Source organism: Sphingomonas sp. NPDC092440 (genome assembly GCF_044754985.1).
In the GTDB taxonomy this organism is placed as follows: Bacteria; Pseudomonadota; Alphaproteobacteria; order Sphingomonadales; family Sphingomonadaceae; genus Sphingomonas.
Genome location: NZ_JBIVQA010000009.1, coordinates 62839 through 84366, shown reverse-complemented (window position 1 = coordinate 84366; position 21528 = coordinate 62839). Strand labels below are relative to the sequence as shown.

Genomic DNA, 21528 nt, shown 5'->3' with positions numbered 1-21528 from the left:
AAGCCGCCCGCAGCGTACCGCGGGCGGCGAGGTTGAATGCCAGACTTGGAGAGACACCGGCATCAGGGAACACCCAGGTAAACGGGGCGCGGCAACAACGCCGCCGCGCCCGTAACGCGCTTACATGCGCAGCGACGCACTCAGCGAATACACGCGACCATTCTTGTACACCGCCGTCGGGAACTTCGGATCCGAGCTATACTGATAATAGGTTTCGTCGAGCAGGTTCGACGCCGAGGCACTGACCTGCAGCTTGTCCGTCAGGTTGACCGAGACCGACGCGTCGAGCTGGCGATAGCCGTCGGTATAGTCCTGCGACTGCTGCCGGCCGAAGCGGTAGAAATATTTCGAGCGCCGATTGTAGCTGACGCGCGCCTGGAACGGGCCCTTCTCGAAATAGGGTACGATCGTGAAGACGTCGCGCGAGAGGAACGGCAGGCCGGTCGGCAGGCCCGTATCGGCATCGGTGAAGGTATAGTTCGACTGGATGCCGAAGCCCCAGATCAGATTGGCATTGGCCGTTAGCGAGAAGCCGGTGACCTTCGCCTTGCCGCCATTGACGGGGCGCGAGATCGAATAGGTCTGAGTCCGGCCGGTAACGGTGTTCGTCATCTGAACGCCGTCCTGCGTCTCGTTGCCAATATAGTTAGACACGTCGCGATAAAAGATCTCGGCGGAGATATAGCTCGCGCGCGCGAAATACCATTCCGCCGAGAGGCCGAAATTGGTCGCCGCATAGGGCTTCAAGTTCGGATTGCCACCGCTGCCGCTGCGCCTGGTGTCATCGAGCGAGAGCGAGCCGGCGAGGTCCGAATAGCGCGGGCGGGCGATCACCTTCGCGGCCGATCCACGGAGCACGACATTCTCGCCGGCCTGGAAGATCAGGTTGGCCGCCGGCAGGAAGCGGTTGTCGTCGGTGGTGACGGTGGTCGGCGCGAAGATGCCGCCGCTCTGGACGTAGAATTGCGAGCGATCGCGCGTGAAGACGTAGCGCCCGCCGACATTGCCCCGGAAGCGGCCCGCCTCGAAATTGGCCTGCACATAGCCGGAGAGGATATTCTCCCGGACGCGGAAATACTGGTCCTTGGACAAGCCGCGGTTCACGTTGATCGTGCCGTATTTCTCCAAGGTCCGCCGGATCGCGTCGCTGTCGAGCGTGGCGTAAGGCGTACCGTTCCCGCTCACGCCCAGGCCGTTGTACAGTTCGGCGTCGAGGACATAGGGGTTCAGATCGGCGAGCGTGAAGTTCTGGTTGGTGAACGCGGCGCCGCCAAGGGTAGTGCTGCTGTTGGTGTGGCTGGCAAAGCGTGCACCGAACAGGATCTTGTTGATCGGGCCGAGATTGACGGCGCGAGCGACGTCGACCTGGCCGAACAGTTCCTGGTCCCGCGTCTTCTCGGCGAAGGTGATGCCGCCGATCTGCCGGCCGAAGAACGGCCTGCCGCCATTGGCCGCCAGCACCGCGGGCTCACTCTGGTTCTCGCCACCAAGCGCGGTGAAATTGCTCAGCCAGCGCGACGCGTCGCTCGCCGGGAACTGCCAGTTGACATTGGTATTCCTGCCGTTGGTGCCGGACGTGAAGCCCTGCCGCGTGCGGAAGTCGAGCAGATATTCGGGATCCTTGCCGCCCGACGCACGGGTCGCGCCGAAATTCCCCGTGATCTCCCACGCGCCCGGCTTCCAGTCGAACATCAGCGCAAGCGAGTCGTTCTTGACGCGGGTCCGGCGGAAATTGGTGTCGAGCTGGCCGGTGGCGCCATTCCCGGTGATGCCGGCAAAGGTCGCCGAGGTCACCATCCCGTTCGCATAGGTCGCGCTCTGCAGGAGCGACCCTTCATAGCCATAGGTATATTCGGAGTTCGACAGATTGTCGTAGTTGCCGCGAATGACGAGGCCGGTCGCGGTGAGCGTCAGATTGTCGGCGGGACGGACCTGGAGCGCGCCGGAGAAGCCGATGCGCTCGCGCTCCTGACGGAAGAATTCGCGCGCGAGGAACGACGCCACGCGCGCCTTGCTGAACTCGGCGATCATCGCCGCGTTCGGCAGTTGGCCGTTCAGCGTCGGGCCGCCGGGCACGCGGCCGTCCGCGCCATAGATGATGTTGCCGGAGCCGTCGCGGGCATAGCGCTCGAGGAGCGCGTCGCCAGTGCGGTACCAATAGACCGCGGAGCCTGCCCGGCTGAGCTGCTCCTTGTCGTAGTTGACCGCGCCCAGGAAACCGATGGTGCCACTGTCATTGCGCCAGCTGTACAGCGCCGAGCCGCGGAAGCTCCCGCGCTTCGCCCGGCTGTTATATTCGCCGCCGCCCGTCACCGCCACGGTGTTCGGCTGGAGATCCAGCGGCTTGCGCGTGACGATGTCGACGCTGGCGCCGATCGCGCCCTCCTGGAGGCGCGCCTCGGGCGTCTTGTAGACCACGGCCTGGCTGATGATCGTGGGCGAGAGCAGCGAGTAGTTGAACGAACGGCTGGAGCGATCGGACGGGTTGCCACCCCAATCGGCGGAGGCGACGGAGTGGCCATCGATGGTCAGCCGGTTCAGCGCCGGCTCCACGCCAGCGATCGACAGCTGCTCGCCCTCGCCGAACTGGTGGTCGACGGTCACGCCGGGCAGGCGGGCGAGCGACTCGGCGACGTTGCTGTCGGCCAGCTTGCCGACATCCTCGGCGCTGATCACGTCGACGATGGAATCGGCGCGCCGCTTGGTCTCGATCGCGTCCTGAAGGCTCTTGCGGATACCGTTGACGACGATCTCGCCGCTGGCAGCGTCTTCACGCTGCGACGGCACGGCATCCTGCGCGAAGGCAGGCATCGCGACGCAGGTGAGCGCAGTGCCGATCAGGAACTCAAGACGTAGATTCATTGACTAACCCCCCTCGTTTGCATCGCGTGGCCGGCGGCGCCAGCCCAAGATTCCCTGCGGATACAGAACGTCTCTCTGACGCCTCTCCTGGCCGATTCTGTCGAATCCGAGCTCCGGGGCGCCTTGGGACCATTGTGTAACCACGAACGAACCAATCACGCAATGGATTTTTGGAAATTTGTTTTGTGTATGAAAATGAAGCATGGCATTTGCCTAATTTCCCCTGATGTTGCGCCGGGCGATTCGAGCCGGATGAGAGGAAAAATGAACGACACGGGCATGTCTGCGCAGTTCCCGATCGCGCGGTCGCGGCGCTTCCGCCATGATCTCGCGGGCGGCGGAATTGGTCTCTTGCCGAACCGCCCGGGGGCGATGCGCGCTTTCCGCCCGAGCCGGCCCGCGGCGGCGATCGCGGCATGACCGCCGGCGTTGCCTTGCGGAACGCCGGGACGCGCACCGCGCCAGCGCCCCTGGCCCGGCCGGGCGGGCACGCGCGGCTGGGCGAGCTTCTACCTCGCGACCGCAAGCCGCTGTACGCACAATTCGCGCAATTGCTGCGCCGGGCCATCACGGAGGGGCGGCTCGAGGCCGGTGCCGCCTTGCCGCCCGAGCGCGACCTCGCGGCCGAATATGGCGTGTCGCGCATCACCATTCGCAAGGCCATCGCCGAGCTGGCGGAAGACGGGCTGCTCACGCGCAAACAGGGTGCCGGCACGACGGTGACTCGCCGCATCGAGCAGAATTTCTCCCGGATCAGCTCCTTTTCCGAGGAGATGGCCGCCCGCGGCCAGGTGGCCAGCAGCGCCTGGATCCTCCGGGCCGCGGGAGCGGTCACCCCCGCCGAGGCGATGCAGCTCAACCTGTCGCCCGGGGCGCCGGTGCTGCGCTTTCACCGCGTCCGGATCGCCGACGACGCGCCGATGGCGGTCGAGTTCTCGACCGTTCCCAGCTATTGCCTGGGCGGTATCGAGGACGTTTCGGAATCGCTGTACGCGGCGCTCGCCCACACCGGCCATCGCCCGGTGCGCGCGCTGCAGCGGCTGCGCGCGGTGCCGTTCACCGGCTCCCAGGCGCGCCTGCTCCGGGTCGAGCCCGGCACGCCGGGACTGCTGATCGAGCGGTGCGGCTTCCTGCGCGACGGCCGGCCGGTCGAATACACCCAGTCCTATTATCGCGGCGACACCTATGACTTCGTCGCCGAACTGACGGATCTCTAGCCAGTGACGACGACCAGCATCTCGACCGCGCCGAGCCTCATGCAGCGCGAGACCCAGGAAATTCCGACGACCGCCGCCCGGCAGCTCGCGGAGAACCGCGAGGCGTTCCGCGCATTGGGGGAGCGGTTGCGCAACCGGCCGCTCCATCTCGTCGGCACCTGCGCCCGCGGATCCTCGGACCATGCGGCGACCTATGGGAAATATCTGATCGAGACGATGATCGGCGTGCCGGTCGCGTCCCTGGCCCCGTCGGTGGCATCGGTGTTCGCGGCGCGCGTCGCGACGGACGACGCCCTGTGCATCGCGATCTCGCAGTCCGGCCGCAGCCCGGACCTGCTCGCGACGGTCGACGCCTGGCGGGATGCCGGCATCCCGGTGGCCGCGCTGGTCAATGACGCGGAATCCCCGCTTGCGCTGCGCGCCGATACGCTGCTGCCCCTATGGGCCGGACCGGAGCGCTCCGTCGCGGCGACCAAGTCCTGCGTCGCGGCCATGGTGGCCATGGCAGCATTGGTGGCAGCCTGGTCGGGCGACGCGGATTTCGCCGCGGGCGTCGAGGCGCTGCCGGAGGCGCTGGCCCGCGCGGTAGCGCTCGACTGGAGTGCCGGCGTCGCTTCGCTTTCGACGGCCCGGCAGATGTTCGTCCTCGGGCGCGGCTATGGCTTCGCCGTCGCGCAGGAAGCTGCGCTCAAGTTCAAGGAGACCTGCGCGATCCAGGCGGAGGCGTTCAGCTCCGCGGAGGTCCGCCACGGGCCGATGACCATTATCGGCCCCGGCTTTCCGATCCTGGCGTTCGCCACCTCCGATACCGCGGGCGACGGCGTCGCCGCGATGGCGGAGGAATTCCGGGCGCGCGGCGCGATCGTGCTGACGGCACGCGCCGGAGCGGCTTCACCCCTGCCCGCCGAGGCCGCGCATCCGGCGCTCGAGCCGATCCTCCAGCTGGCCAGCTTCTACGGCCTGGTCGAGCAGCTGTCCCGCGCTCGCGGGCTCGATCCCGACCAGCCCCCCTATCTCGCCAAGGTCACCCGGACCCAATGAGCGCCTATCGCTTCGGCAACGGCAAGATCGTCGTCGACGGACGGACCTGGGAAGGCGCGGAGATCCATGTCGCGCAGGGCCGCATCACGGCGCTCTCGCGGCAACGGGCAATGACCGGCGACACGATCGACCTGGACGGCGGATGGCTGATGCCCGGCTTTGTCGACACCCAGGTCAATGGCGGCGGCGGAACCTTGTTCAACGACGATACCAGCGTGGAGGGCATCGCCAGGATCGGCACCGCTCATGCCGCCTTCGGAACCACGGCCTTCCTTCCCACGCTCATCAGCGACCGCCCCGATCGCATCGCCCAGGCCCTTGCGGCGAGCGATGCGGCAATCGCCGCGGGCATAGCGGGCGTCGTCGGCATCCATATCGAGGGACCGTGCCTTTCCGCCGCACGCAAGGGCATTCATGATTCCGCGCATTTCCGCCGGCTCGATGCGGAAATGGTGGCGCTGCTGACCAGGCCGCATCGCGGCGTCGTCATGGTGACGCTCGCGCCCGAACGCGCGGATGCCGGCATGATCGCGGCGCTGGTCGCCGCCGGAGTCCGGGTCAGCGCCGGCCATACCGATCTGAGCTATGCGGAAGCGCTGGCCGCGTTCGGGGCCGGCGTTACGGGAGTCACGCACCTGTTCAACGCCATGCCGCCGCTGCATCACCGCGAGCCCGGGATCGCGGGCGCGGCGCTCGAGGATCCCGCGCCCTGGTGCGGGCTGATCGTCGATGGCGTGCACGTCTCGCCCGCCATGCTGCGCATCGCCCTGCGCGCACGGGGAACCGAGCGGATGATGCTCGTCACCGATGCCATGCCTTCGGTCGGCGCGCGCGAGAAGGACTTCGTGCTCCAGGGCCGGCAGATCCGCGTCGCCGACGGCAAGGCTTATTATGATGACGGCACGCTGGCCGGCGCCGATCTCGACATGGCGAGCGCCGTCGCGAACTGCGTGACGATGCTCGGCCTGGCCGGCGAGACCGCCTCGGCCCTGGCATCGAACAATCCTGCTGCCTTTCTGGGGCTCGACCGGGAACGCGGGGCGCTGGCGCCGGGTCTCCGCGCCGATTGGGTGCAGCTGGATCGCCACTTCAGGCCGCGCGGGACCTGGATCGGCGGCAGGCGCGCCGCATGAGCTGCACGCGGCGCGCCCTGCTTGGCGGCTCGGCCGGGATCGCGACGGCATTGGCCGGCGCCCCGGCGATGGCGGCGCTGCATGTCTCCGCCGCCGAATTCGGGCCGCCCATGCCGCCGCCGAGCGATGCGCTGCCCCCGCCCCTGCCCGAGAGCGATCCGTCGCGGACCTGCTTCGATCTCGGCTGGCGCTTTCACGAAGGCGAAGTGCCGGCCGCTGCCCCGGTGACGCACAACGACACCTATCTGAGCGTGAAGGCCGGCACCGCGCCGGGCGCCGCGGCACCCGATTTCGACGACAGCGACTGGCAACAGGTCACGCTGCCGCACGACTGGGCCTCGTTCCAGCCCGTCGTCGAGACCGCCAATGTCAGCCAGGGCTATCGCAAGCGCGGCATCGGCTGGTACCGGCGCGCGTTCCGGCTCGACGAGGCGGATCGCGGCAAGCGGCTGGAAGTGCAGTTCGGCGCGATCGCCACCAATGCCACCATCTGGATCAACGGCAATGTCGTCGCCCATAGCTGGTCCGGCTATACCGGCATCTATATCGACATCACGCCCTTTGCCCGGTTCGGCGACGCCCTGAACGTCATCGCGGTGCGGGTCGACGCGACCGTGATGGAAGGCTGGTGGTACGAAGGCGCCGGCATCTATCGCCATGCATGGCTGGCACGGCGCCCGGCGGTATCGATCGCGACGGACGGCATCCATGCCAGCCCGGTGCGCGGCGAGGACGGCCAATGGCTGTTGCCCGTCTCGGTCATGCTCGAAAGCGTCGCGCCGGACGCGGCCGAGGCGATGGTCGAAGCGGTGCTGCGCACCCCCGAAGGGCGAGAGATCGCGCAGGCACGCGCCGGCGCGCGGATCGCTCCGCTCGAGCGCGGGGAGACCAGGCTGACGCTCGCCGCCGGACGGCCGAGCCTCTGGTCGCTGGAGGATCCGGCGCTTCATATTCTCGAGGTCCGCGTCATCCGGCCAGGTGCTCCCGCCGACGAGCGCCGCCTGGCCATCGGCTTTCGCACGATCGCGTTCGATCCCGATCTGGGCGTGTCGCTCAACGGCCGGCACCTCAAGCTCAAGGGTGTCTGCCTCCACCAGGACCATGCCGGCGTTGGCGTCGCCGTGCCCGACACGCTGCTCGCCTGGCGCCTGGCGCGGCTGAAGGACATGGGCTGCAACGCCATCCGCTGCTCGCACAATGCCTGCGCCGCCGAGCTGCTCGACCTTGCCGACCGGATGGGCTTCCTGGTGATGGCCGAGAACCGGCAGTTCAATCCGGCACCCGACTATCTCGCCCAGCTCGAATGGATGATCCGGCGCGACCGCAATCATCCGAGCGTGATGCTCTGGTCCGTGTTCAACGAGGAGCCGATGCAGGGCACCCATGCCGGCGTGCAGATGGTCCGCCGGATGGTCGCCGCGGTTCGGCGCCTCGACCCCCATCGGCCGACCACCGCCGCCATGAACGGCGCTTTCTACGATCCCGAGAACGTGTCGCAGGTCGTGGACGTCATGGGGTTCAACTATTATCCCAACGACTATGACCGCTACCACCGGTTGAACCCGGGCAAGCCGATCCTCAGCTCGGAGGACACCAGCGCGATGATGACGCGCGGCGCCTTTGCCAGCGATCCCGCCGCTCATGTCCTGTCCTCGCTCGACACCGAAGCGGCCGACTGGGGGGCGACCCATCGGCGCAGCTGGGCCGAGATCGCCGCCCGCCCCTTCGTCGCGGGCGGCTTCGTGTGGACCGGCTTCGACTATCATGGCGAGCCGACGCCCTTCGCATGGCCGACGACATCGAGCTTCTTCGGCATCCTCGATCTCTGCGGCTTTCCCAAGACCGCCTATGACATTCGCCGCGCCCAGTGGCGCGACGACATCCCCGTGGTGGCGATCGCTCCCCACTGGACCTGGCCGGGACGCGAAGGCCAGCCCCTGAAGCTGCTGGTGACGAGCAATGCGGACAGCGTGGAGCTGCGCCTCAATGGCCGGACGATCGGCGAGGCGCGCGTCGATCGCATCAACGGGAACGAATGGACATTACCCTATGCGCCCGGGCGGATCGAGGCGATCGCCCGCCGTGGCGGTCGCGAGGTCGCGCACGCCGTGCACGAGACCGTGGGCGAGCCCGTCGCGCTCAGGCTGACGCCGGCACGGCGAAAGATGGCGGCGGACGGCGAGGATGTTCAGCCGTTCACCCTCGACGCGGTCGACCGGTTGGGGCGCCATGTGCCCGATGCCGATTGCCTCGCCCATTTCACGGTGCGCGGCGGCACGATCATCGGAGTGGGCAATGGCGATCCCAACAGCCATGCCTCCGAAAAGGCGCCTTCCCGCGCGCTCTTCCATGGGCTTGCGCAGGTCCTTGTGCGGGCGGATCCCGGCACCGGGCCGCTGCTGGTACGCGCCGCGGGCGCGTCGCTCCGCGCGACGATGGCGACGGTGGAGAAGATGGCCCGCGCACCCCGCCCGCAAGTCGCGGTGGAAGAACAGCTTCAGTCGATCGCGGCCTGGCGGCGCTCGCCGCTATTGTCCGGGCGCCCCGATCCCGCGCTGGCCCCGCGTGACGGCGACAACAATGCATGGGCGTTCGTCTCGCCGGGAGACCGCACCCCGGCGGATGCCGGCGCGGGCTGGCGCGTCTATCGCGCGAACGTCATGCCGCGCCGCGCCGTTCGCCGCGCGGGCGGCACGCTCCGGTTCGCCGCCATCGCAGGCCAGGCGGAGATATGGGTGGACGGCAATCTTGCGGCGACGAAGCCCGCGCCGGCGCCCGGCCCCGTCGCCATGGCGTGGCCCGCGGGAGACGGGCCACGGACGGTGGCGCTGCTGGTTCGGTTCGAGCCTGGCCAGACCAGCGGCCTGGCCGGCGCGGTGACGATCACCGAGGGCAAAGGCACCGAGGGCAAAGGCACCGAGGACAAAGGGAAACGATGATGATCGAAGTCGAGCTCGGCGCGCCGCTCGCCGGGTGGGTGATTCCGCTGGAGAAGATTCCCGATCCGGTGTTCGCCCAGGGCATGGTCGGGGACGGGCTCGCGATCGAGCCGGTCGGCGACACGCTGCACGCTCCGTGCGCGGGAACGATCTCGTCCATTCATGCCGCCGGCCACGCCGTGGCGCTCACCCTTGCCGAGGGCGTGGAGCTGCTCATGCACATCGGGATCGACAGTGTCGGCATGGCGGGCCAGGGGTTCGATGTCCTCGTATCGCCCGGCGCCACGGTTGCGGCCGGCGATCCGCTGGTCCGCTTCGACCTCGATCGGCTGGCCTTGCGGGCAAGCGCCGCCGCCACGCCGATCATCGTGACCGGCCCGGGCGTCGACATTCTGGCGCGACATACCGGCGGCATGGTGGCGGTCGGCGAGACGGTGCTGCGGATCGGCGCACGCACCGCGGCCAATGACAGCGCCGGCCCCGTGGCCGCGGCGGGCGAGGCAACGCGACGCGATACCGTCGTCGCGCTCGCGCACGGCCTTCACGCCCGCCCCGCCGCGCGGATCGCCACCGCGCTTCGCGAATTGCGGGCGGAAGTCGTTCTGGAGCATGGCGAGCGGCGGGCCTCCGCGGCGAGCTCGATCGCGATGCTCGGACTGGGCCTGCGGCATGGCGCCACGGTGACCATCGTGGCGCGCGGCCCCGATGCCGGGGAGGCCGTGACGCGCGTCCTGGAGGTGCTGCAACACGATACCGACCTGCCCGCCGCCGCCGTCGCGCGAACGGAGAGCATCGTGCCCGAAGGCGCCATCGGCGGAGTCGGCGCCGCGCCGGGCATGGCGATCGGCCCTGCCTGCTGGCTGCGCGCCAATCGGCCCGCCCCGGTCCGCCTGGGCGCGGGCGTCCTGACCGAGCGGAGCAACCTGGTGCGGGGGATCGGCGCGGTATGGGCCGAGCTCGAGGCAGCGTCCGAGGGCGAAGGGCAGGTGGCGGACATATTCACCGCGCATCGGGCGATCCTGGAAGACCCCAGCCTCGTCGACGCGGCGCTGGCACGGATCGACCTGGGCGAAGGCGCGGCATTCGCGATCCTCGCGGCGGCGGAGGCGCAGGCGGGAATCCTGCGCGCTTCCGGCGAGAGCCGGATCGCGGAACGGGGCGCCGATCTGCTCGACGTGGGCGAGCGGATCGCCCATGCGATACTCGGGACCCGGGCGGACATGGCCCAGCCCCCGGCGGGCGCGATCCTGCTCGCCGACGACCTGCTGCCTTCCCAGTTCGCCGCGCTCGACACCGGCCGGATCGCGGGCATCGCGCTCGTGCGGGGTGGCCCCACCGCGCATGTCGCCATTCTCGCGGCCGGTATCGGCCTGCCGATGATCGTGGCCCTTGGCGCGCCGCTCGAAGCGGTGGCCGAGGGCACCAGCCTGTTGATCGATTGCAACGCCGGCTTCCTGCGTGTCGACCCCGATGCGCACGCCCGCGCCGGGCTGGAAACCGCGATGGCGCGCCGCGCCGCCGTCGAGGCGCGCGCCCGGACGATCGGCGCCGCCGCCGTCGCAACGGCCGACGGCGTGCCCGTCTCGGTGCAGGCGAATTGCGGCTCCGTCGCCGATGCGCAGGCGGCGATGGCGGCCGGCGCGGACGGCTGCGGGCTGCTGCGAACCGAATTCCTGTTCCTCGAGCGCACCGCCGCTCCCGATATCGACGAGCAGAGCGCGACCTATCGCGCCATCTTCGCCGCGCTGCCCGAACGGCCGGTCACGGTGCGGCTGCTGGACGTCGGCGGCGACAAGCCCGCCCCCTATCTCGCACTTCCAGCCGAAGAGAATCCGGCGCTGGGGCTTCGCGGCATCCGCGTCGCGCTGTCCCGCCCCGAGATACTCGAAGCCCAGCTTTCGGCGATCCTCAGCCTGACCGCGCCGGGGCCCCTGCGCATCATGGTCCCGATGGTCGCCAGCGCCGGCGAGATGGCCGCGGTGCGCGCGGTGCTCGACAAGCTGCGCGGCGACAAGGCGGTGGCGCTGGGCGCGATGGTGGAGACGCCCGCCGCGGCGATCGGCGCCGACCTCATCGCCGCCGAGGCCGATTTCCTGTCGATCGGCAGCAACGACCTTACCCAATATGCGCTGGCGGCGGATCGCGGCAATGCCGCGGTCGCCGCAATGCTCGATGGCCTGCATCCCGCGGTCCTGCGGCTGATCGCGGAGACCTGCACACGGGCGGGATCGACGCCGGTCAGCGTTTGCGGCGGACTCGCCGCCGATCCCATGGCGGCGCCCATCCTGATCGGCCTGGGCGTGCGCACGCTTTCCGTCCCCCCGGCGCAGCTGGCCGTCACCAAGGCCCTTGTCACCACGCTCACCCTCACGGCAGCAACCGACCATGCCCGCCAGGCATTGGCCTGCGCCTCCGCCGCCGAGGTCCGGGCACTGGCGCGCCGGTTCGCCGAGGAGCTCTCCGCATGAAGTCCCCCCTCACCTTCCTCCAGCCGCTCGGCCGCGCGCTCATGCTGCCGATCGCGGTGCTGCCGATCGCCGGCCTGCTCCTCCGGCTCGGCCAGGCCGATCTGCTCGACCTCCCCTTCATGAGCGCGGCGGGCGACGCGATCTTCGCGCATATCGGCCTGCTCTTCGCCGTCGGAGTCGCGACGGGCTTCGCGCGCGACGGCAACGGCGCGGCGGCCATGGCGGGCGTGGTCTGCTATCTGGTGATCGGCAATGCCGCCCAGGTTTTCCTCGCGGTCCCGCCGGCAGCGATCCCTCCCGGTACGGGCGAAGCCATCGCCGCCACGCTCTCCGCGGCATGGAAAGCCGCGACGATCGCCAAGCTGCAGGTTCCGATCGGCATCGTCGCCGGGCTGGTCGGCGGCGCGTGCTACAACCGCTTCTCGACCGCCAGGCTGCCCGACTATCTCGCCTTCTTCGGCGGCCGGCGCCTGGTGCCGATCGTCGCCGGCATCGTCGGCCTGGCGATCGGGGCGCTGCTCGGCCCGGCCTATGACTGGATCAGCGGAGGCATTGACGAGCTGAGCCGCGTCGTCGTCGCGGCGGGCGGCTGGGGCCTGTTCGCGTTCGGCGTGCTCAACCGGCTGCTGATCGTCACCGGCCTGCACCATATCCTCAACAACATCGCCTATTTCGTCGTGGGCGAATATGCCGGGAAGACCGGCGACCTGACGCGGTTCTTCGCGGGCGATCCCAGCGCCGGCGCCTTCATGAGCGGTTTCTTCCCGGTCATGATGTTCGGCCTGCCCGCCGCCTGCCTGGCCATGTACCACACCGCCGCACCGGAACGGCGCAAGGCGGTGGGCGGGATGCTGCTCAGCCTGGCGCTCACTTCGTTCCTCACCGGCGTGACCGAACCGATCGAGTTCAGCTTCATGTTCCTGGCGCCGGCGCTCTATGTCGCGCACGCGGTGCTCACCGGCCTGGCCCATGTCGTGATGCACCTGCTCGACGTGAAGCTGGGCTATGGCTTCTCCGCCGGGCTGTTCGACTATGTGCTGAACTATGGCCGCGCCACCCATCCCCTGCTCCTCCTTCCCGTGGGCCTGGCCTATGCGGCGATCTATTATGGGCTCTTCCGCTGGGCGATCCTGAAGTTCGACCTGAAGACGCCGGGCCGCGAGGCTGCCGAGGAAGGCGGGGCTCCGGCGGTGGCGCCAGCCGGCGACCGGGCCGGCGCGATCGTCGCGGCGCTGGGAGGTGCCGGCAATCTGCGTACCATCGACGCCTGCACGACGCGCCTGCGCCTGCGCGTCGAGGACATGTCGGCGCTCGACGAGCCCGCGCTGCGCGCCCTGGGCGCACGCGGGATCCTCAAGCTGGCGGACAATAATCTTCAGGTCGTGGTGGGCGGCATCGCGGACACGCTGGCCATGGAGATGCGCGACTTCGTCGGGCGCCCCGCCCCGGCGGCACCGGTGCAGCCGGACACGGAAGCCGGAACTCCGCTTCCGGCCGCCATCGCGGCGGCGCTGGGCGGCGCGGCAAATCTCGTCGAGACATCGCATCGGCCCGGCCGGATTCGCGTGGTCGTGCAGGACCCCGAGATCGTCGACCGGGACGCGCTCGCGGCCAACGCACGCGCCGTGATCATGCCCGCCGCACGGACCTTCCATCTTCTCGTGGTGGACTGAACCCGGCGAAAGCACGCCAATGGAGGCATCTCCCTTGCGTGGGGCATGACAAGCCGCCCGCGCTGCGCTAGCCTAGGCCGATGCCGCCGAAGCCCGCATCGCAGATCAAGCCCGCCACCAGGAGAACCAAATCGGCCGGGGAGAGCGCCTCGCCCAACTATAGCGCGCCCGCGCTGGAGAAGGGCATCGATGTGATCGAGCTGCTCGGCGACGAGCCGTTCGGGCTGACCATCACCGAGATATCCCAACGGCTCGGGCGCTCGGTCAGCGAGCTGTTCCGCGTGGTCGTTGCCCTGGATCGCCGGGGATGGCTGCACAAGGAGGCCGCGAGCGACCGGTATCGCGTCACCTACAAGCTGCTCGAGCTGGCGCACCGCGCCACGCCCGCGCAGGAGCTCACCTATGTCGCGGCGTCCCGGATGCGCGCGCTGGCCGCAGCGACGATGCAATCCTGCCATCTCGTGGTCGTCAATGGCGGACGCGGGCTGATCGTCGCGCGCCAGGAAAGCCCGGGCCCCACCGGATTCGCGGTTCGCCTCGGCACCGACATCGCGCTGGAGACCAGTTGCTCGGGCCATGTGCTGCTGGCGTTCATGGACGAGGCGAGCTGGCCGGATGTGCTTGGCGAAGCGCCGTCGCGCAAGCTCGCCAAGCGGCTGGCCGACGTGCGCGCGCAGGGACATGAATCCATCGCCAGCTCGCGGCTGGCCGCCGTCTCGGACCTTTCCTGCCCGATCTTCGGGTTCAGCGGCCAGGTCGTCGCGGCGCTCACCATTCCGTTCCTGGCGGCGATCGACGATGCCCCGCATCTGTCGGTCGACGAGACGCTGGCACTCCTGAAGGCCACCGCGCTCGACATATCGACCGTCCTGGGCTGGTATGATCGGGAAGAGGCGCCCGTGGTGCCCAGCCTCTCCGTGCCCGAACCCAAGCGCCCGCGCAGAAGCCGCAAGGCCGGCTAGGCCCCGCGCGGCACGACGCCGCGCATGAAAAGACATTTCGGGATTCCGCCTTCGCGACTGGCAGAGCGCCGCCGCTCTTCGCTCGCCGCGTGCACGCGCGCGCCTTTGCCGGCATGCGCTTCGGCATCCTGGATGAATGCGGAAAGCCCCCGTCGGGCAGCGCCGGCGATCGCACGCCAGCAGGGAGGTCAAGGCCTTAAGGGACGCAATTTTATCTAGAAATCATATTTCCATATACAAAATTACTGCGGTTGAATATGGAAGGCTCCGTGCTTGACACATGATCTCCCCTGTCACGGAGAAAACCAACCAATGACCGTGATCACCGGCCTGCGTGTGCTGGATATCAGATTTCCCACCAGCCTTTCCCTGGACGGTTCGGATGCGATGAATCCGGATCCCGACTATTCCGCGGCCTATGTGATCCTGGAGACGGACACGCCCGCGCTCACCGGACACGGCCTCACCTTCACCATCGGCCGCGGCAACGAGGTTTGCGTCGCGGCGATCGAAGCGCTGCGCCCGCTGGTGATCGGCCAGTCGCTCGACGCGATCCGCGCCGAGCCCGCAGCGTTCTGGCGGCACATCACCGGCGACAGCCAGCTGCGGTGGATCGGCCCCGACAAGGGCGCCATCCATCTCGCGACCGGAGCGATCGTCAACGCGGTCTGGGATCTCTGGGCCAAGGCGGAGGGCAAGCCGGTATGGCGGCTGGTCGCGGACATGTCGCCGGCCGAGCTCGTGCGGGCGATCGACTTCCGGTACATCACCGACTGCATCACGCCGGAAGAGGCTCTCGCCCTGCTGGAAGCCCGCGCCGCCGACAAGGAGGCGCGGATCGAACTGCTCCGGGCCGAGGGATATCCCTGCTACACCACTTCGGCCGGCTGGCTGGGCTATGACGACGCGAAGCTGCGCCGCCTGGCACAGGAAGCCGTCGATGCCGGCTTCCGCCATATCAAGCTCAAGGTCGGCGTCGACCAGGCGGACGATGTGCGGCGCGTCGCGATCGCGCGGGAAGTGCTGGGCCCCGATGGCGTGCTGATGATCGACGCCAACCAGGTCTGGGAAGTCGAGCAGGCGATCGACTGGGTCAATGCCCTCGCCTTTGCGAAGCCCCTGTTCATCGAGGAGCCGACCAGCCCCGACGACGTGCTCGGGCACGTCCATATTCGCGCCGGCATCGCCCCCGTGAAGGTCGCGACCGGCGAGATGTGCCAGAACCGCATTCTCTTCAAGCAGTTCATCATGAGCTATGCGATCGACGTGGTGCAGATCGACGCCTGCCGCCTCGGCGGCGTCAACGAAGTTCTGGCGGTGCTGCTGATGGCCGCGAAATACGACCTGCCCGTCTGGCCGCATGCCGGCGGCGTCGGCCTGTGCGAATATGTCCAGCATCTCGCGATGATCGACTATCTCTGCTTCGCCGGCACGCGCGACGGCCGCGTGATCGAATATGTCGACCATCTGCATGAGCATTTCGTCGATCCCTGCGTGATCCGGTCGGCAGCCTATATGCCGCCCGAAAGGCCGGGCTTCTCGATCGAAATGAAGCCGGAGACGCTTACGCGATACCAATATGTGCCGGGCCGCGGGCAGGCGGCCTGAAGAGGCACGGTCGGCGAGCGCCTAGGTTGAGGCCTCATATTCTTCCTTCGTCACCCCGGCCTTGAGCCGGGGTCCCGCTGCCTCGCCAGCGCAAGAAGAAGCGGGATCCCGGCGCAAGGCCGGGATGACGGTAGAAAATCAGATACTTGTTTGGGGTCCCAACCTAGCGGACGTCCAGCAGCGACCTGTCGACGTCCGCAATCGTGCGCGCGCCCGCCAATGCAAGCGTGACGCGCATCTCCGCCGCGAACAGGTCGAGCAGGCGGGCGACGCCGGCCTCGCCCGCCGCGGCCAGCGCATAGGCCCAGGCACGCCCCAGCAGGACTCCGCGCGCGCCCAGCGCGAGCATGCGTACGACGTCGGCGCCGGACCGTATGCCGGAATCGGCCAGGACGGTGAGCCGATCCCCGACCGCCTCCACCACCGAGGGCAGCGCACGCGCCGTCGAAAGGGCGCCGTCGAGCTGGCGCCCGCCATGGTTGGAAACGACGATGCCATCGGCTCCGAGCCGCACCGCGTCGCTGGCATCCCCGGGGTCCAATATCCCCTTGACGATCAAATCCCCCTCCCAGGCCTCGCGGATCCATTCCAGGTCGCGCCACTGGACCGCCGGATCGAAATTGGCGGCGAGCCAGCCCATGAAATCCTCCAGCCCGCTCGCCTTGCCGAGCACGGGGGCGACATTGCCGAGGATGTGCGGCCGCCCGCGAATGCCGACGTCCCACGCCCAGCCGGGCCGCCCCGCCGCCTGCACGAGCCGCCGCATCCCGCCCCATGGCCCGGAAAGGCCGCTATGCCCGTCCCGGCGCCGCATCCCCGGGACGGGCATGTCGACCGTGAACACCAGGGTGCGCACGCCTTGCGCCTTGGCGCGGGCGAGCAGATCCCGCATAAAGCCGCGGTCCCGAATGACATAGAGCTGGAACCAGATCGGTCTCGACGACGCGGCAGCCACTTCGTCCAGCGCGCAGACCGACACCGTGGAGAGGCAAAAGGGTATGTCCCGATCCGCCGCCGCGCGCGCGGCCTGCGCCTCGCCGCGGCGGGCGTACATCCCCGCCAGGCCGACCGGCCCCAGCATGATCGGCAACGCGAGCCGCTGGGAGAACAGGGTGCACGACAGATCGACGTCCCGCACGTCCCGCAGCACCTGCTGGCGAACCGCCAGGGCTTCCAGATCAGCCTCGTTGCGCCGCAGCGTGGTTTCCGCCCCGGACCCGCCATCGATATAGTCGAACAGGAAGCGCGGCAGCCGCCGGCGTGCCGCCAGACGAAAATCACTGGTCGAGGTCGCGATCATCGGGCTATCCTGCTATTGTTTTTCTCTATGAACTTGTATTTTAAATACGCAAATTTAAAAGAGCACAACCCGCTCTGCCTCGGGGGAGGAAATCTGAGATGGCCAGTCGCGCGTTCCTTGCAGCACCGCCGATAATAGAGCGCCGCTATGCGGTGGCGTTCGCGCTCGTCACCTCGCTGTTCTTTTCCTGGGCCTTGGCGGCAGCACTCAACGACGTGCTCATCCGGCAGTTTCAGAAGGCGCTGGACCTCACCCGCACGGAAGCGAGCCTGATCCAGTTCGCATTCTATGTCGGCTATTTCTGCGCCGCGCTTCCCGCGGGCCTGCTCATCCGCCGCCTGGGGTACAAGAACACCATCCTGATCGGCCTGGCCTGCTATGCGGGCGGCGCGTTCCTCTTCTATCCGGCGGCCTCCACCGAGCTGTTCGGCCTGTTCCTCGTCGCCCTGTACGTGATCGCGATCGGGCTCGCTTTCCTCGAGACCGCGTCCAACCCCTATGTAACGATCCTGGGGGCACGGGAGACGGCGTCGGCGAGGCTGAACCTGGCCCAGTCCTTCTACGGCGTCGGCGCGATCCTGGGCCCGATCGTCGGCGGGCTGTTCATCTTCTCCACAGACGAACGGACCCAGGCGCAGATCGCCGCGATGGCACCGGCCGAGCGCGCGGCATGGCGGTCCGCAGCGGCGGCGGCCGTGCAGGGTCCCTATGTCGCGATCGGCGTGGTGGTCTGCCTCATCGCCCTGCTGATCGCCTGCACGCGCTTCCCGGCCCTCGATCGGGCGAAGGCGGCACGCGGCAGCAGCCGCTCCATGTTCGCGGTGCTTCGCCATCGCGGCCTGCTCGCGGCCATCATCGCGCTCTTCCTCTATGTGGGCGCGCAGGTCGGCGTCTGGAGCTTCTTCATCGACTTCACCAAGGCGCAGGCCCCGCACCTGAGCGAGCGCACCGCCGCGTTCCTGCTCTCCGGAAGCCTCGGGATGCTGATGATCGGCCGCTTCAGCGGCGCCTTCCTGCAGAAGCGGGTCGCGCCGGCGCGGCTGCTCGCGATCTACGCAGCGGCGAACATCATGCTCTGCGGCTTCGCCGCGCTCGCCACCGGCATGCCTGCGGTGGGTGCGCTCTGGCTCACCAGCTTCTTCATGTCGATCATGTTCCCGACGATCTTCGCGCTCGGCGTCGAAGGGCTGGAGGACGAGACCGAGAGCGGCGCGGCCTTCCTGGTCATGGCGATCATCGGTGGCGCGCTGATGCCGCCCCTCATGGGCATCGTCTCCGAGGGCGTCGGCGGCGTGCACCATATGATGTTCGTCCCGGCGCTCGCCTTTGTCGGCGTGCTGGCATTTGCCGTGCTGCGGCTTCGCAAAGGACACACCGCATGACCCGCGCCCTGTTCGTGCTCGACCTGGAGAAGGATCCGGAGCTGATCTCCGCCTATGAGGCGCGCCACCTGCCCGGCGCCGTCTGGCCGGAGGTCATTCGCGCCATCCGTCAGCTCGGATATCGCGACATGGAGATCTGGCGCGCCGCGGACCGCCTGGTCATGCTCGCCGAAATCGCGCCGGCCGGCCTGGCTCCCCTCGATCCCGATCTCCAGCCGATCGTGGCGCAATGGGAAGACGAGATGAACGCCTATCAGCGGCCGATCGCGCCCGACGGCCCGAAATGGCTGCCGATGACGCGGATCTTCGCGCTCGACGAGCATCCCGCGCCGTGATTCCGCGCCGGACCATTCCCCGCGCGAGGATCGAAGTCAGCGAGATCGGCTTCGGCGCCGCGCCGCTCGGCAATCTCTATCATCCGATCACCGATCTCCAGGCAAGGATCACGCTCGAGCTCGCGCTGACCGCGGGGATGAACTATGTCGATACGGCGCCGCATTATGGCCATGGCCTGAGCGAGCGGCGGACCGGCGATACGCTGCGCGAGCGGCCGGGCATCGTGCTGTCGACCAAGGTGGGGCGCCTGCTGCGCGCGGATTCCGCGCTCCGAGGCGATGCCGAACGGCTGGGCTTCCGATCTGCCCTGCCCTTTGTCGGCCATTATGACTATACATATGACGGCATTCTGCGCTCGCATGAGGACAGCCTGCAGCGGCTGGGCCTGGCCAGGGTCGACCTGCTCTTCGTCCACGACATCGGCGCGCGGACGCATGGCGCGCGCAACGCGCATTATTTCGACCAGCTGACCCAGGGCCGGGGCTTCGAGGCGCTGCGGCGCCTGCGCGACGAGGGGACGATCGCCGGCTTCGGCGTGGGGGCAAATGAATGGCAGGCCGGCCTCGAGGCGCTTGAGCAGGCCGATTGCGACGTGATGCTGCTCGCCGGCCGCTACACCCTGCTCGAACAGGGCGCGCTGGACCGGTTCCTGCCGCTCTGCCTCGAGCGGCAGGTCGCCGTCGTGATCGGTGGCGCCTATAATTCGGGCATCCTCGCTACCGGCACCATGCAGAAGGGAGACCTGCGCTACGACTATGGCGAAGCGCCGGCCGACGTGGTGGCCCGCGTCGCCCGGCTCGAGGCGCATTGCCGGGACTTTCAGGTCCCGCTCGCGGCCGCAGCGCTGCAATTCCCGCTCGCCCATCCCGCCGTCGCCAGCGTGATCCTCGGCCTGGGCGCGCCTGCGCAGGTCGAGGAGACGGTCAAGCTCCACCAGCTTCGCATTCCGTCGGAATTCTGGCTGGCGCTGCGCGATGCCGGCCTGATCGCCGAAGCCGCACCCGTTCCGGCCGATCGCTAGATGCGCATCGATTCCCACTTCCATCTCTGGCGGCCCGCGCGCGGGGACTATGGCTGGCTGACGCCGGCGGCCGGCATCCTCCACCGCGACTATGAACCGGAGGACTTCGCACCTCTCCTGGGGACGCACGGCATCGACGCGGCGATCCTCGTCCAGGCCGCCCCCAGCCTGGCGGAAACCGAGTTCCTGCTCGCCCATGCCGGCCGGCATCCCTGGATCGCCGGGGTCGTCGGCTGGACCGACCTTGCGGCCGAAGACGCGCCGGCCCGCATCGCCGCGCTGGCGGGAGTGCCGGGGCTGCTCGGATTGCGCCCGATGCTGCAGGACCTGGATGATCCGGCATGGATATTGGGCGACGCGGTCCGCCCGGCGCTGCGCGCGATGGCGAGCCACGGACTCGTCTTCGACGCGCTCGTCCGCGCGGCGCAGCTGCCCGCGATCCGGGTGCTCGCGGCGCATCACCCCGACCTCTCGATCGTGCTCGACCATTTCGGCAAGCCGCGGATCGGCGACGCGCCCGGCGGCGCATGGATGGACGCGATCTCCGCCCTGGCCGACGCGCCCAATGCGACGGTCAAGCTCTCCGGGCTGCTCACCGAAGCCCCCGCGGGTGCCGATGCCGCCGCCCTCGCCCCCTATTTCGATCATGTGGCGAGCCGGTTCGGCGCCGGCCGGATATTGTGGGGGAGCGATTGGCCGGTCCTGACCATGGCCGGCAGCTATGCGGACTGGCTCGCCATCTCGGACGCGCTGCTCGCGCCCTTCGGCAGCGGCGCGCGCAAGGCCATTCTCGGTGCCAATGCGGCACGCATCTATCGGATCTGACGGAGACAAGGATGACGAAGCCTGGCCGGCTGGCAGGAAAGACCGCGCTCGTGACCGCGGCGGCGCAAGGCATCGGCCGGGCAACCGCCGAGCGCTTTGCCGCCGAAGGCGCCACCGTATGGGCGACGGACGTGAATATGGCGGGCCTGGCCGGCATCGCCGGCTGCGAGACGGCCCGGCTCGACGTGCGCGACGCGACGTCGATCGCCGAGGCGCTCGCGCGCGCCGGCCCGCTCGACATCCTGTTCAACTGCGCGGGCACGGTGCCGGGCGGAACGATCCTCGATTGCGCGCCGGACGACTGGGCGCTGGCCCATGACCTCAACCTGACGAGCATGTATCGGATCGTGCGCGCGGCATTGCCCGCCATGATCGCGCGGGGCGGCGGGAGCATCATCAACATGTCGTCGGTCGCCAGCTCGATCAAGGGCGTTCCCAATCGCTTCGCCTATGGCGTCACCAAGGCCGGAGTCATCGGCCTGACCAAGGCAGTCGCGGCGGACTTTGTCGGCCATGGCATACGCTGCAACGCGATCTGCCCGGGCACGATCGAGACCCCGTCCCTGCACGAGCGGTTGCGCGCGACGGGAGACTATGATGCGGCGCTGGCGGCATTCGTCGCGCGCCAGCCCATGGCGAGGCTCGGCCTGGCTTCCGAAGTCGCCGCCCTGGCACTCTATCTCGCCTCGCCAGAAGCTGCGTTCACGACGGGCCAGATTCATGTGATCGATGGGGGCTGGACCAACTGACCGAGCGTTCCA

15 protein-coding genes are annotated in these 21528 nt (G+C 68.8%); 13 read left to right on the top strand and 2 right to left on the bottom strand.

Translation table 11 applies throughout. The annotated features are described in order from the left end of the window. Positions 1-120: 120 nt before the first annotated feature. On the bottom strand, positions 121-2862 hold the full coding sequence (locus ACIQCS_RS16245; protein WP_345847142.1) for a TonB-dependent receptor: 2742 nt from the start codon (positions 2860-2862) through the stop codon (positions 121-123). Between the two features lie 416 nt (positions 2863-3278). On the opposite strand from ACIQCS_RS16245, the gene ACIQCS_RS16240 reads away from it, so the two are divergent. The 8 genes from ACIQCS_RS16240 (at position 3279) to ACIQCS_RS16205 (ending at position 15903) form a co-directional block, all read left to right on the top strand. Next, the gene (locus ACIQCS_RS16240) at positions 3279-4079 is read left to right on the top strand and encodes a GntR family transcriptional regulator (RefSeq protein ID WP_345847144.1); all 801 of its coding nucleotides are present in this window, start codon (positions 3279-3281) and stop codon (positions 4077-4079) included. A gap of 3 nt (positions 4080-4082) precedes the next feature. Then, a complete protein-coding gene (locus ACIQCS_RS16235; RefSeq protein WP_345847145.1) occupies positions 4083-5120 on the top strand; it encodes an SIS domain-containing protein in 1038 nt (345 codons plus the stop codon). Continuing rightward, the gene (gene nagA / locus ACIQCS_RS16230; RefSeq protein WP_345847147.1) at positions 5117-6253 is read left to right on the top strand and encodes an N-acetylglucosamine-6-phosphate deacetylase; all 1137 of its coding nucleotides are present in this window, start codon (positions 5117-5119) and stop codon (positions 6251-6253) included. The genes ACIQCS_RS16235 and nagA overlap by 4 nt, the downstream gene beginning before the upstream one ends. Further along, the gene (gene galA / locus ACIQCS_RS16225; protein ID WP_345847148.1) at positions 6250-9192 is read left to right on the top strand and encodes a beta-galactosidase GalA; all 2943 of its coding nucleotides are present in this window, start codon (positions 6250-6252) and stop codon (positions 9190-9192) included. The genes nagA and galA overlap by 4 nt, the downstream gene beginning before the upstream one ends. Beyond that, positions 9192-11660 carry a phosphoenolpyruvate--protein phosphotransferase gene (gene ptsP, locus ACIQCS_RS16220; RefSeq protein ID WP_345847150.1) on the top strand — a complete coding sequence of 823 codons (2469 nt, stop codon included), beginning with the start codon at positions 9192-9194 and terminating at the stop codon, positions 11658-11660. The genes galA and ptsP overlap by 1 nt, the downstream gene beginning before the upstream one ends. After that, entirely contained in the window at positions 11657-13333 is a 1677-nt protein-coding gene (gene nagE / locus ACIQCS_RS16215) for an N-acetylglucosamine-specific PTS transporter subunit IIBC (protein ID WP_345847152.1), read from the top strand. Before ptsP ends, nagE begins: the two co-directional genes overlap by 4 nt. An 80-nt stretch (positions 13334-13413) precedes the next feature. Further along, positions 13414-14295: an IclR family transcriptional regulator gene (locus tag ACIQCS_RS16210; RefSeq protein WP_345847154.1), complete on the top strand. Its 882-nt coding sequence runs from the start codon at positions 13414-13416 to the stop codon at positions 14293-14295. 312 nt (positions 14296-14607) lie between these two features. After that, positions 14608-15903, top strand: coding sequence for an L-fuconate dehydratase (locus ACIQCS_RS16205; protein ID WP_345847157.1), 1296 nt, complete (start codon positions 14608-14610; stop codon positions 15901-15903). Positions 15904-16066: 163 nt separating this feature from the next. Here ACIQCS_RS16205 and lldD read toward each other — a convergent pair whose 3' ends face one another. Beyond that, positions 16067-17203, bottom strand: coding sequence for an FMN-dependent L-lactate dehydrogenase LldD (lldD, locus tag ACIQCS_RS16200; RefSeq protein WP_345847158.1), 1137 nt, complete (start codon positions 17201-17203; stop codon positions 16067-16069). Positions 17204-17301: 98 nt separating this feature from the next. Here lldD and fucP point away from each other — a divergent pair, with 98 nt between their 5' ends. From fucP to ACIQCS_RS16175, 5 genes are read left to right on the top strand one after another with little or no spacing between them, the layout of a single operon-like run. Then, complete coding sequence (gene fucP / locus ACIQCS_RS16195; protein WP_345847160.1) at positions 17302-18585, top strand: L-fucose:H+ symporter permease; 1284 nt, start codon at positions 17302-17304, stop codon at positions 18583-18585. Further along, a complete protein-coding gene (locus ACIQCS_RS16190) occupies positions 18582-18920 on the top strand; it encodes an L-rhamnose mutarotase (protein ID WP_345847161.1) in 339 nt (112 codons plus the stop codon). The genes fucP and ACIQCS_RS16190 overlap by 4 nt, the downstream gene beginning before the upstream one ends. Beyond that, positions 18917-19942, top strand: coding sequence for an aldo/keto reductase (locus ACIQCS_RS16185; protein ID WP_345847164.1), 1026 nt, complete (start codon positions 18917-18919; stop codon positions 19940-19942). The genes ACIQCS_RS16190 and ACIQCS_RS16185 overlap by 4 nt, the downstream gene beginning before the upstream one ends. Next, the gene (locus tag ACIQCS_RS16180; RefSeq protein ID WP_345847166.1) at positions 19943-20767 is read left to right on the top strand and encodes an amidohydrolase family protein; all 825 of its coding nucleotides are present in this window, start codon (positions 19943-19945) and stop codon (positions 20765-20767) included. A gap of 11 nt (positions 20768-20778) precedes the next feature. Then, complete coding sequence (locus ACIQCS_RS16175; RefSeq protein WP_345847167.1) at positions 20779-21516, top strand: SDR family oxidoreductase; 738 nt, start codon at positions 20779-20781, stop codon at positions 21514-21516. Positions 21517-21528 lie beyond the last annotated feature (12 nt).

Excerpts from the sequence above, each read along its gene's own strand:
- lldD (WP_345847158.1), bottom strand. The coding sequence starts at position 17,203 with ATGATCGCGACCTCGACCAGTGATTTTCGTCTGGCGGCACGCCGGCGG.
- nagA (WP_345847147.1), top strand. The coding sequence starts at position 5,117 with ATGAGCGCCTATCGCTTCGGCAACGGCAAGATCGTCGTCGACGGACGG.
- ptsP (WP_345847150.1), top strand. The coding sequence starts at position 9,192 with ATGATCGAAGTCGAGCTCGGCGCGCCGCTCGCCGGGTGGGTGATTCCG.
- ACIQCS_RS16240 (WP_345847144.1), top strand. The coding sequence starts at position 3,279 with ATGACCGCCGGCGTTGCCTTGCGGAACGCCGGGACGCGCACCGCGCCA.
- nagE (WP_345847152.1), top strand. The coding sequence starts at position 11,657 with ATGAAGTCCCCCCTCACCTTCCTCCAGCCGCTCGGCCGCGCGCTCATG.
- ACIQCS_RS16205 (WP_345847157.1), top strand. The coding sequence starts at position 14,608 with ATGACCGTGATCACCGGCCTGCGTGTGCTGGATATCAGATTTCCCACC.
- ACIQCS_RS16190 (WP_345847161.1), top strand. The coding sequence starts at position 18,582 with ATGACCCGCGCCCTGTTCGTGCTCGACCTGGAGAAGGATCCGGAGCTG.
- ACIQCS_RS16210 (WP_345847154.1), top strand. The coding sequence starts at position 13,414 with ATGCCGCCGAAGCCCGCATCGCAGATCAAGCCCGCCACCAGGAGAACC.
- ACIQCS_RS16175 (WP_345847167.1), top strand. The coding sequence starts at position 20,779 with ATGACGAAGCCTGGCCGGCTGGCAGGAAAGACCGCGCTCGTGACCGCG.
- fucP (WP_345847160.1), top strand. The coding sequence starts at position 17,302 with ATGGCCAGTCGCGCGTTCCTTGCAGCACCGCCGATAATAGAGCGCCGC.
- ACIQCS_RS16245 (WP_345847142.1), bottom strand. The coding sequence starts at position 2,862 with ATGAATCTACGTCTTGAGTTCCTGATCGGCACTGCGCTCACCTGCGTC.
- galA (WP_345847148.1), top strand. The coding sequence starts at position 6,250 with ATGAGCTGCACGCGGCGCGCCCTGCTTGGCGGCTCGGCCGGGATCGCG.
- ACIQCS_RS16180 (WP_345847166.1), top strand. The coding sequence starts at position 19,943 with ATGCGCATCGATTCCCACTTCCATCTCTGGCGGCCCGCGCGCGGGGAC.